The organism is Tahibacter sp. (assembly GCF_035481375.1).
GTDB lineage: Bacteria > Pseudomonadota > Gammaproteobacteria > Xanthomonadales > Rhodanobacteraceae > Tahibacter.
Map to the genome: position 1 here is coordinate 1 of NZ_DATIGT010000107.1, position 10,733 is coordinate 10,733.

Consider the following 10,733-nt stretch of genomic DNA (forward strand, 5'->3'; position numbering starts at 1 on the left):
CACTGTATCTGGCCGCGGCGGGCGTCGGCACGCTGCGACTCGTCGATGACGATCGCGTCGAACGTTCCAACCTGCAGCGTCAGGTCGTCCACGCCGAAGCGCGCGTTGGTATGCGCAAGACCGAGTCCGCACGCATGGCGCTGAGTGCGCTGAATCCGCGCATTCGCATCGAACTCGTCGACGAGCGCGTGCTCGCGGCCAACGTCGAGCGTTGCCTGGAGGGGGCTGACGTCGTCATCGACGGCGCCGACAACTTTCCGACGCGCTATCTGCTCGATGCGGCCTGCCGCCGGCTCGCCATTCCGCTGGTCTACGGCGCGGTGCATCGCTTCACCGGACAGGTCAGCGTGTTCGACGCGCGTCGCGCCGAATCGCCGTGCTATCGCTGTCTTTTCCCGGAGCCGCCGAGCGCGGCCGACGCGCCGAACTGCGCCGAAGCCGGCGTGCTCGGCGTGCTGCCCGGCGTGATCGGTCTTTTGCAGGCGACCGAGGCGATCAAATTGATGCTCGGGCGCGGCGCCCCGCTCGTCGGACGGCTGCTCTGCTACGACGCACTCGCCGCGAGCTTCCGTGAATTGCGCCTGGGCCGCGATCCGGGCTGTCCCGGCTGCGGCCGCGACGCGCTATTCCATGGCTACGAGGACATCGCGCAGATCTGTGCCGCGTAGGGCGCAGTAAGCGCAGCGCATTGCACCATCCCCACGTGGCGACGCCCGACCGGACACGGCGCAATGCCCTTCGGTTATTGCGTCCTACGGTCCCGCTTCAATGGAAGTCCCGCGACACCGAACCGAAGCGCGGCAGCAGCTTGCTGAGGTTCTTGAGCCGATGCGCGACGAGATGGCAGACGCCGTCGACGAGCTGCAGCTGCCCATCGACGCGCAGCAGCGTGGATTCGAGCAGTTCGCGGCGGTAGCGCAGCGCGACGCGTTCCCAGATGACGAGATTGATCTGGCCGAATTCGTCTTCGAGCGTGACGAAGGTGACGCCGCCGGCCTCGGGCGGCCGCTGCCGCACCGTGACGAGTCCGGCGACGCGCGCCGGCGCGCCGTGTTCCTGGTTGCGGATCGTGCGCGAGTCGGACAAGTCCTGCTTGCGCAATTCGCGCCGGATCAGCGCCACCGGATGGCTTTCGAGCGAATAACCCTGCGTGGCGTAGTCGGCCTCGACATTCTCGGCCGTGGTCGGCGGGCGCAGCGTGACGTCGAGTTCCGCGGTCTGCGCCGCGGCGAGCAGCGGCGGCAGGCGCTCGGCGCCGGCGCTGTACCAGCGCGCGCGATGACGGTGCCCGGCGAGCTGCTGCAGCGCGCCGGCTTCGGCGAGGCGCTCGCTTTCGAAGCGGTTCAGACCGGCGCGCTGCACGAGATCGGCGACGCTCTCGAACGGGCGCTGCGCGCGCGCATCGGCGATGCGTGTCGCCAGGGATTCCGATGCGCCCTTGAGCAGGCAGAAACCCAGGCGCAGCGCGAGCGTTCCGCGATCGGGTTCGAGCAGGCAATGCCAGCTGCTGCGCGTGACGTCGATCGGGCGCACGTCCACGTCGTGCCGGCGCGCGTCCTGGATCAGTTGCGCCGGCGCATAGAAGCCCATCGGCAGGGAATTGAGCAGCGCGCAGGTGAACACGGCCGGGTAGTGGCACTTGATGTACGACGAGGCGTAGGCGAGCAGCGCGAAGCTCGCCGAATGCGATTCGGGGAAGCCGTAGCTGCCGAAACCCCTGATCTGGTTGAACAGGCCGTCGGCATATTTTTCGTAGCCCTGCCGCTTCATGCCGTCGAAAATTTCCTGCTGGAATTTTTCCACTGTGCCGTCGTGCTTCCACGATCCCATCGCGCGGCGCAGCTGGTCGGCGCGTCCCGCGGTGAAGCCGGCGACTTCCTGGACGAGCTTCATGACCTGTTCCTGGAAGATCGGCACGCCGTGGGTGCGTTCCAGGATGGCCTGGATGCGATTCTTCTTGTCTTCGTTCTCGGCCACCGTCTTGCGTGTGGATTCCGGATATTCGACGGCTTCGAGACCTTTGCGCCGGCGCAGGTACGGATGCACCATGCCGCCTTCGATCGGCCCGGGCCGCACGATCGCGATCTCGACGACGAGATCGTAGAAGTTCGCGGGTTTCAGCCGCGGCAGCATCGACATCTGCGCGCGCGACTCGATCTGGAATACGCCGATGGTGTCGGCGCGCTGGATCATCGCGTAGGTGGCATCGTCGTTGTCGCGGACGGACGCGATATCGAGCGAAACGCCGTGATGCTCGCGCAGCAGATCGAAGCAGCGCCGCAGGCAGGTCAGCATGCCGAGCGCGAGGCAGTCGACCTTGAGCAGCTTCAGCGATTCGAGATCGTCCTTGTCCCACTGGATCACCGTGCGGTCGGCCATGCTCGCGTTCTCGACCGGTACCAGCGTGTGCAGCGGATGCTCGGAAATCACGAAGCCGCCGACATGCTGCGACAGGTGGCGCGGCGAGCCGCGCAGTTCTTCGACGAGCGCGACGAGGTAGCGCATGAGCCGGCTCGTCGGATCGAAACCGCATTCCTTCAGCCGCTGCGCCAGCGGCACGTCGCCGTGGGCGTGCGAATAGGCATCGCTGAGCTGGTTGAGCTGGTCGTCGCCGAGGCCGAGTGCGCGGCCGACATCGCGCGCGGCGCTCTTGCGCCGGTACATGATCACGGTCGCCGCGAGCGCGGCGCGATCGCGGCCGTACTTGTCGAACACGTACTGGATGACTTCCTCGCGGCGCTCGTGCTCGAAGTCGACGTCGATGTCGGGCGGCTCGTCGCGCTCCTCGGAAATGAAGCGCTCGAACAACAGGCTGCTTCGGACCGGATCGATCGACGTGATGCCGAGGCAGAAGCAGACGGCCGAGTTCGCGGCCGAACCGCGGCCCTGGCAGAGAATCGGCGGCTTCTGCGCGCGCGCCCAGTGCACGATGTCGTGCACGGTCAGGAAGAAGTGCTCGTATTCGAGCTTTTCGATCAGCGCGAGCTCGTTCTCGAGCTGGCGGCGGTTCTTCTCGTCGATGCCGCCGGGCCAGCGCCAGCCGGCGCCGGCCCAGGTCAGTGCGCGCAGGTGATCGATCGGCTTGACGCCGGACGGCACGACTTCGCTCGGATACTCGTAATGCAGCGAATCGAGACGAAATCGGCAGCGCCGCGCGATCGCGACCGACTCGGCCAGCAGCTCGGCCGGATAGATGCGCGTGAGCGCCGGCAGCGGACGCAGATGACGCTCGCCGTTCGGAAACAGCGCATGACCGGCCTGCTCGACCGTGGTGTTCAGGCGGATCGCGGTCATGACGTCCTGCAGCGCGCGCCGCCGGCGCTGGTGCATGTGCACGTCGCCGGCCGCAACGAGCGGCAGACCGTGCCGCTGCGCGAGGGCCTGCAGGCCGGCCTGGCGCTGCGCATCGGTGCCGTCGCGGTGCAGCTCCACCGCGATCCATGCGCGTTGTGGAAAAGTGCTTTTCATCCACTCCGCCTGCGCGTCGACGGCGGCCCCGGTCGTCGTCTTCGGCGCGATCCAGAGCGCGAGCAGACCCTCGCTGCAGGGCTCCACGTCGCGGCGGCCGGCGCGGTATTCGCCTTTTTCGCTGCGCCGGCGCGCCTGCGTGATGATGCGGCAGAGATTGGCGTAGCCGGTCTGGTCTTCGACGAGCACGACGAGCACGAGGCCGTCGTCGAGACGCAGCTCGCTGCCGACGATCAGCGGCAGGCCGCGGTCGCGCGATGCATTGAACGCGCGCACGATGCCGGCGAGCGAGCATTCGTCGGTGATCGCGAGCGCCGCGTAGCCGAGTTTTTTCGCGCGCTCGAACAGTTCGTCGGCCGACGACGCGCCGCGCTGGAAGCTGAAGTCCGACAGGCAGTGCAGTTCGGCATACGCGCAGTCGGGCTCGCCCGGCATGGACTCCTGCACCGGCGGGGCCGTCGCAGCGTTCTGCGACGTTTCCTCGGCCGCTGCCGCTTTCAGCGCATCGCGCCGGCGCCGCCGTTCGGCCAGATCGATCGGTGCGTCGCTCATGCAAACCAGCCGTGCAGCATCCAGCCGCCGTCTTCGCCGGCAGGCAGGAATGCCCAGGCGCGCTGGCCGTTGGCGCAGCGCACGACGTAGTAGTCGCGGCGCGCATCCGCGCCGTCCCACCAGCCGCTTTCGATGCGCTCGGGTCCCGAAAGGATCTGGGCCGGCGGCTGGCGCAGCGGTATCGGCTGCGTGAGCAGCCAGAGCGGGCGCGACGCCGCAGGCTGCCGCGACGGCAAGTCGGCGGGATCGACGACGGCAGCTTTTGCCGGGCGCGGCTTGCGCGCGCCGCCGGCGGGCTGCGCAGCGAGCGGCGTGAAGCGCCAGGCGCGCTCGGGACGGTGGTCGGCGACGCAGGCCAGCCCCTGCAGCGCCTCGTCGCCGAGCCGGCTGCGCAGCCGCTCGGTCAGCGCGGGCCAGTCGAGTCCTTCGCTGCGCGCGGGCTCGAACAGGTCGCGATGGCCCGGGCGAAACGGCGGCAGGTCGTCGGCGACGAGCGCGATCGCGCTGACTTCGGCGGGAATCTCGGCGCGCTCGAGCCGGCCGCGGCAGAATTCATACAGTGCCGGTGCTTCGCGCTGCACGCTGACGAGTCCGATCGGCACGCGCGTGGTCGCATGATTCTCGTGTTCGAGCCGCAGTTCGAACCGCTGTACGCCGCTGTCGCGCACGTGCAGATACAGCGCGAGTTCGTGCACGAGACGCCGCAGCGGAAACAGCAGCGGCTGCCAGCTGTCGACGAGCGCATCGAGTTCGATGCGGCGCGAGAAGCGATCCGGCGGCTGATACAGCGTCAGCGCTTCCGCCGTCTGGCCGCGCAGTACGTCGAGATGACGTACGCCGTCGGGGCCCATGCGCCGCGTCAGCTCCACGCGCGGCAACGCGAAAATATCGCGCAAGGTGCGAAATCCCATTCCCTGCAGCGGCGCAACGGTCTGAGCCGGCAGGCCGGCCAGTGCGATCGGCGCCTGATTGAGCGCGGTCAGCATCGCATCGCGCTGGCGCAGCGCGATCTGTCCGTAGCTCAGCGCGAGCACGCGCGCCGCGGCGGCGACCGGCGCGACGCCGAGCCGGTAGGTATCGAAGCCGAGCGCCCGCAGTTCCGCATGCAATTGGTGCTGCAGCGCGGGCCAGCCTTTGAACAGCGTGAGGCTCGCGCCGACCTCGAGCCAGAGCGTATCGGGTTCGCTGCGGCTGACCTGGCCGCTGAAGCGATAGGCCCAGGTCGCGAGCAGATGCAGCGCCTGCCGTTCGGCGTCGGATTCGCGCCTGCGCGCATCGAGTTCGGCGCAGAGCGCACGCGCCGTCGCCAGTACGAGACCGGCGCGCACACCGCGTGCCTGTGCCGCCTCGTTCGCGTAGGCGATGATCGGGCGCTGACGCGGTCCTTCGTACAACGCGCAGGGCTGCGCCGCTGTCGCCTGGGTCCCGAAGACGGCATGCAGCGGCAGCGCCGGAAAGTGGAAGCAGGCCCAGAGCATGGGAGCGGCGGGGGTAGGAAAAAGAGTCGGGAGGAGTGAGAAAAGAGTGAGGATTGGGGGGCGGGACGGCGAATACCAGGGAGGCGCAGGTTGGGTTGAGCCGAAGGCGAAGCCCAACATCGAGGCGTCCCGGTTGCCGATCGTCGATCGAAGCGACGTCTGAAGATCATGCTGTCGATCGGGACGGAATGTCGTCGCGCTGCCCGATTGTTGCTTTGTTGCGGATGCGACAAAGGTGTCAGGATGCGTCCATGGCGTGCACTGGCAACCCGCGCTTCACCGGACATGATCGTTGCGCGGATTCATCGATGCCGGGGTTCGCCAGCGGGGATTCCCCGATGTTGGGCTTCGCCTTCGGCTCAACCCAACCTGCCCGGCATTCATCCGTTCCATCGCAAGCGCGTGTCGCGGCGCGTGTCGAGACCGCCGCGGCACTTGAGTACCTCGATGTGCGTGGTTTCGCGATCGTTGTCGACGAGCAGGCGCAGGCCCGACGGGCTCGGGTTGTGCGCGGCCGCGGCGGGGCGGAACACGAAGCCGATCGTGCCGCCGGTTTCCGCGGCCAGCTGCAGGCGGCGCAATTGCGCGTAGTCGGACTTGAACAGCCAGCAGAGCACGGCGCCGCAGCCGCCGGAACGCAGACACTGCTCGGCGCTCCAGCTGCTGTCACCGGCATCGGCCTGGATCTGCGTCACGAAGTTCAGGTCGACGCCGTGGTTCTGCAGCGCCGGCGCATACGGCACATAGGGCGGGGCGACGAACACGACGCGCCGGCGCCGCTGCGTGAGTTCGGCCAGCGCCGGCATCAGCAGGCTCAGCTCGCCGAGACCGTCCTGCGTGAACAGGATTTCCGACAGCGCGCCGAGCGGCCAGCCGCCGCCGGGCAGCAGGCCGTCGAGTTCGGCGCAGCCGGTGGCCTGCGTGCGCAGGGTCGGCGCCGCGGCCGACGAACGGCGCCAGACGCCCGGATATCGCAAGACTTCGTTCAAGCCGACCGCAGACATGAGTTACCCCTGACGAATGACGCCGACATAGAGACCTTCGACCGCGAAGGCGTTCGTGCGCCGCGGATCGACTTCGATCGGCGCGAAATCCGGGTTTTCCGAAACCAGCAGCAGACGGCCGCGCTCGCGGCGCAGGCGCTTGACCGTGATCTCGTCGTCGAGGCGGGCGACGATGATGCGGCCGTCGTCGGCATCCGGCGTGCGATGCACGGCGATGAGGTCGCCGTCGAGGATGCCGGCGTCGCGCATCGACAGGCCGACGACGCGCAGCAGGAAGTCGGCGCGCGGGCGGAACAGCGCCGCATCGACCGCGTAGCGCGTTTCGATGTTGGCGTCGGAGAGGATCGGCGAGCCGGCGGCGACGCGGCCGACCAGCGGCAGCTCCCGCAGTGCGGAGCGGGGCGTCTCGGCGCGATGCGCGAGGCGCAGGCCGCGGTGCTGCGGCAGGCGTTCCAGCGCGCCCTTGCGCACGAGCGCCTCGACGTAGTCCTGTGCCGAACTGTGGCTGCGCAGGCTCAGCGCCTCGGCGATTTCGCGCAGGCTCGGCGCGTTCGCGTGCTCGGCCACGTAGTCGGCGATGAAGTCGAGTACGCGCTGTTGATTGGCGGTCAGGGCAGTTTCGGTCGGCATGCGTACGAATGTACGTATGTGCCTGCGGCCCTGCAAGTGCCTCCTGAGTTCAGGCTGCGTGCCGCCGCGCTGCTACGGCGGGCTCATCCGGTAGCGGCCTCGTTGCCGCCGACGATCTCGAGCTGGCCGCCGGCCGCGCGCAGGCCGGCCTTGGGCCGGCCGACGTAGAAGCCCTGCGCGTAGTCGACGCCGCAGTTGCGCAGCGCGCGCAGGATCTCGGGCCGGTCGACGTATTCGGCGACGGTGATCTTGCCGATCGAGTGGGCGATGCTCGTGATGGCCGTGATCACCGCGAGATCGACCGGGTCGGTCAGCAGTCCCTGGGTGAACGAGCCGTCGATCTTCAGCATGTCGACATCGAGATGCTTCAGATGCGTGAACGACGAGAAGCCGACGCCGAAGTCGTCGAGCGCGAAGCGGCAGCCGAAGCCGCGCAGTTCGTTGATCAGATTGCGCGCGGCTTCGAGGTTGTTGAGCGCGCCGGTCTCGGTGATCTCGAACGCGACCGCGCGCGGGTCGACGTTGTATTCGACGAGACGGTCGGTGATGAAGCGCGCCAGGTCGGCCTGGCCGATGGCCTGCGCCGACAGGTTGATCGACACGCCGATCGGCGGATCCTGCAGCGAAGTTTCGCGCAGCGCCTTGAGCGTGTTGCGGATGACCCAGCGGTCGATCTCGGCGATCAGGCTGAAGCGCTCGGCCGCGGGCAGGAAGGCCGACGGCGCGACCAGCGTGCCGTCGGGATTGCGCAGGCGGATCAGCGCCTCGTAGAACGCGCGCTGCTGCTGGTTGCGGCGCAGGTGTCGCGTCCACAGTGCGCCCTGCTGCTCGGGCAGGCTGTCGCAGTCGACCTGGCGCAGCGGCAGGATGGGCTGGAAGCACAGCACGAACTGATCCAGGCGCAGCGCTTCTTCCAGCCGCGCGCTCCAGCCGAGCTCCAGGTCCATGAGGGTGCGCTGCTCGGCGTCCTCGGCGAACACGTGCACCTGGTTGCGGCCGTGGCTCTTGGCCATGTGCAGCGCGATGTCGGCGTTGGCCATGGCTTCGGTGCGCGACGGCGTGTGCTGGTCGAGCACGGCCACGCCGATGCTGACGCCGACGCGATAGCTCTTGCCGCCGTAGACGAACGGCGAACCGACGATGGCGCGGCGGAAATCGTCGGCGATCGCGTTGATGCGCTCGGGGCTGATGTTGCGCAGGATCACGGCGTATTCGTCGCCGCCCATGCGCGCGAGATGGTCCGAGCCGCGCAGCCGCGTCGACAGGCGCCGGCTCATGTCGACGAGCAACTGATCGCCCGCGGTGTGCCCGGCCGTGTCGTTGATGTACTTGAAGCGGTCGAGATCGAGGAACAGCAGTATCGAGATCTGGTCGGTGCGCCTGAGCCGCGTGATCTCCTGCTCGAGCTGGGTCTCGAACCAGGCGCGGTTCTTGAGCTTGGTCAGCGCGTCGTGGCTGGCCTGCCAGCGCAGTTCCTCCTCGAGCATGCGCCGCGTCGAGATGTCGCGGAACGCGACGACCGAGCCTTCGCGGCGGCCGTCGAGGTTCAGCGGATAGACCGTGCATTCGACCGGCATAGAGCGGTTGCCGCGCGTCCAGAACACCGACTGCCAGCCGGGCACCTGGCTGCCCTGCGCGTAGGCCTGCGACAGGAAGCACGTCGCCGGCGTGGTCGCCGTGCCGTCTTCGAACGCATAGTGGAAAAGTTCATGCGCGCTGCGGCCGATGAATTCATCGGTGCGGTCGTAGCCGAGCATGTCGAGCGCGGCCGGATTGACGAACTGCACGACGCCGCGTGCGTCCACGCCGTAGACGCCGTCGCCGACCGAGGACAGGATGCTCTGCAGCCGGCGCCGCTCGGCGTCGACCGACTGGCGATCCTGCACGGCGCGCGCGAGCGAGCCCAGGCGCGCGAGGAACAGTTCGCGCGCCTCGCTCTTGAACAGGCACTCAAGCGCGCCGGCGGCCAGCGATTCGTTGATGACGCGGTCGGAATAGGTGCCGGTGATGATCGCGGTCAGCACGCCGGCCGTGCGCGGATCGTCCTTGAGGCGGCGCACGAGCGCCGGACCGGGTTCGCCCGGCATGAAATAGTCGACGATCGCGATGTCGAACGAAGCCGCCTGCGCCTTGGCCCAGCCGTCCTCGACGTCGTTGGCCGTCTCCACGACATAGCCTTGCTTCATGAGCAGACGGCGGAACGCGGTGCGCACCGTGGCCGAGTCGTCGACGAACAGGATGCGCAGGTGCGACTGGCCGCCGATGTCGAGATCCTGCGCATGCGTCGCGGGCGCGAGCAGCTTGGCCAGCGCATCGGCGCATTCGCTGTAGTCGGACCACAGCAGCAGCGCGGTGCTCTGGCGCTTCATCATCCAGTTGACCGCGCCCGCGTCGTTGCGGTCGGCGAGCAGCAGCACGGCGAGGTGCTCGAACTCCTCGCGCCGCAGCAGCGCGAACAGTTCATCGGCGAGACTGTCGGCGAATTCCGGCCAGCCCAGCACGATCGCGCGCAACGCGCTGACAGTTTCGCCCTGGCGCCGCAATACGTCGATCGCCTGCGCGTAATCGGTGGCTTCGGTAACGTCGTAGCCTTTCGGCGTCAGCAGCGATCGAACCGCCCGCCGACGTGTCGCCGAGGCCTCCAGCAGCAATACCCTGTCCATTCCCCCGCCCCTGTCCCCCTGGGGTAGGCGCAGCGTATACGCCGGGGCAGGGGGGCGCAAATTGACCGCCGGCCGGCGACTCCAGAATCGCCGGGACGGCGGTTTTGGAGATTCTCTGGTATTACCATCGCCGGCTTCCGCCGCTTTCCCGGAGACAAGGACGATGCCGCAGCCGCACGAGGACAACCTGATCTGGATCGACCTGGAGATGACCGGGCTCGATCCGGACAGCGATTCGATCCTGGAAATCGCGACGCTGGTGACCGATCGCGAACTCAACGTGCTGGCCGAAGGGCCCGAATTCGCGATCCGCCATCCGGTCGAGAGGCTCGACGCCATGGACGACTGGAATCGAAACCAGCATCGCAAGTCCGGGTTATGGCAGCGCGTCGTCGAATCGACGGTCGAGCTCGGCGTCGCCGAGGCGCTGACCGTCGATTTCCTCGCCCGCTGGGTGCCCGCCGGCAAGTCGCCGATGTGCGGCAACTCGATCTGCCAGGACCGCCGCTTCCTGCACCGCCTCGCGCCGCGCCTGGAACGGTTTTTCCATTATCGCAATATGGATGTTTCCACGATCAAGGAGCTCGCGCGGCGCTGGGCGCCCGACGTCGCGCGCGGCCACGTCAAGGAATCGGCCCACACGGCCCTGTCCGACGCCCGCGATTCCGTCGCGGAACTGCGTTACTACCGGCAGTTCATGGGGCGCATTGCCGGGAATCGGGAATAGGGAATCGTCGAAGCGAGGTAACCCCGCCTTCGACGGCCGTGGGCCCGGGCGGGATGGGTTTGCCGTTGCCCTGACGATTCTCCATTCCCGATTCCCCCGATTTCCGCTAGGCGAAGCCCAGCTTCGCCGTCGCCGCATCCAGGAACGCCTTCTCGCGCGGCTGCAGACGGCCGTCGGCGGCGGCGAGGCGATACAGCGCATCGTGCAGGCG

The 10,733-nt window shown here is 68.2% G+C and carries 7 protein-coding genes; 2 read left to right on the forward strand and 5 right to left on the reverse strand.

Features of this window, described 5'->3' with window-relative positions:
- On the forward strand, nt 1–668 hold a 668-nt coding region (locus VLF18_RS06690; protein WP_325278844.1), incomplete at its 5' end, for a ThiF family adenylyltransferase.
- A gap of 97 nt (nt 669–765) precedes the next feature.
- Here VLF18_RS06690 and VLF18_RS06695 read toward each other — a convergent pair.
- From VLF18_RS06695 to VLF18_RS06715, 5 genes are all read right to left on the reverse strand, one after another.
- On the reverse strand, nt 766–3,903 hold the full coding sequence (locus VLF18_RS06695) for an error-prone DNA polymerase (protein ID WP_325278849.1): 3,138 nt from the start codon (nt 3,901–3,903) through the stop codon (nt 766–768).
- Between the two features lie 113 nt (nt 3,904–4,016).
- Nucleotides 4,017–5,498, reverse strand: coding sequence for a DNA polymerase Y family protein (locus tag VLF18_RS06700; RefSeq protein ID WP_325278845.1), 1,482 nt, complete (start codon nt 5,496–5,498; stop codon nt 4,017–4,019).
- Between the two features lie 380 nt (nt 5,499–5,878).
- A complete protein-coding gene (gene imuA / locus VLF18_RS06705; protein WP_325278846.1) occupies nt 5,879–6,502 on the reverse strand; it encodes a translesion DNA synthesis-associated protein ImuA in 624 nt (207 codons plus the stop codon).
- A gap of 3 nt (nt 6,503–6,505) precedes the next feature.
- Nucleotides 6,506–7,132 (reverse strand): transcriptional repressor LexA, encoded by a 627-nt coding sequence (lexA, locus tag VLF18_RS06710; protein ID WP_325278847.1) that lies wholly within the window; start codon nt 7,130–7,132, stop codon nt 6,506–6,508.
- 83 nt (nt 7,133–7,215) lie between these two features.
- Nucleotides 7,216–9,795: a GGDEF/EAL domain-containing response regulator gene (locus VLF18_RS06715; protein WP_325278848.1), complete on the reverse strand. Its 2,580-nt coding sequence runs from the start codon at nt 9,793–9,795 to the stop codon at nt 7,216–7,218.
- Between the two features lie 163 nt (nt 9,796–9,958).
- Here VLF18_RS06715 and orn point away from each other — a divergent pair, with 163 nt between their 5' ends.
- A complete protein-coding gene (orn, locus tag VLF18_RS06720) occupies nt 9,959–10,522 on the forward strand; it encodes an oligoribonuclease (protein ID WP_325278850.1) in 564 nt (187 codons plus the stop codon).
- The last annotated feature ends 211 nt before the right edge of the window (nt 10,523–10,733 follow it).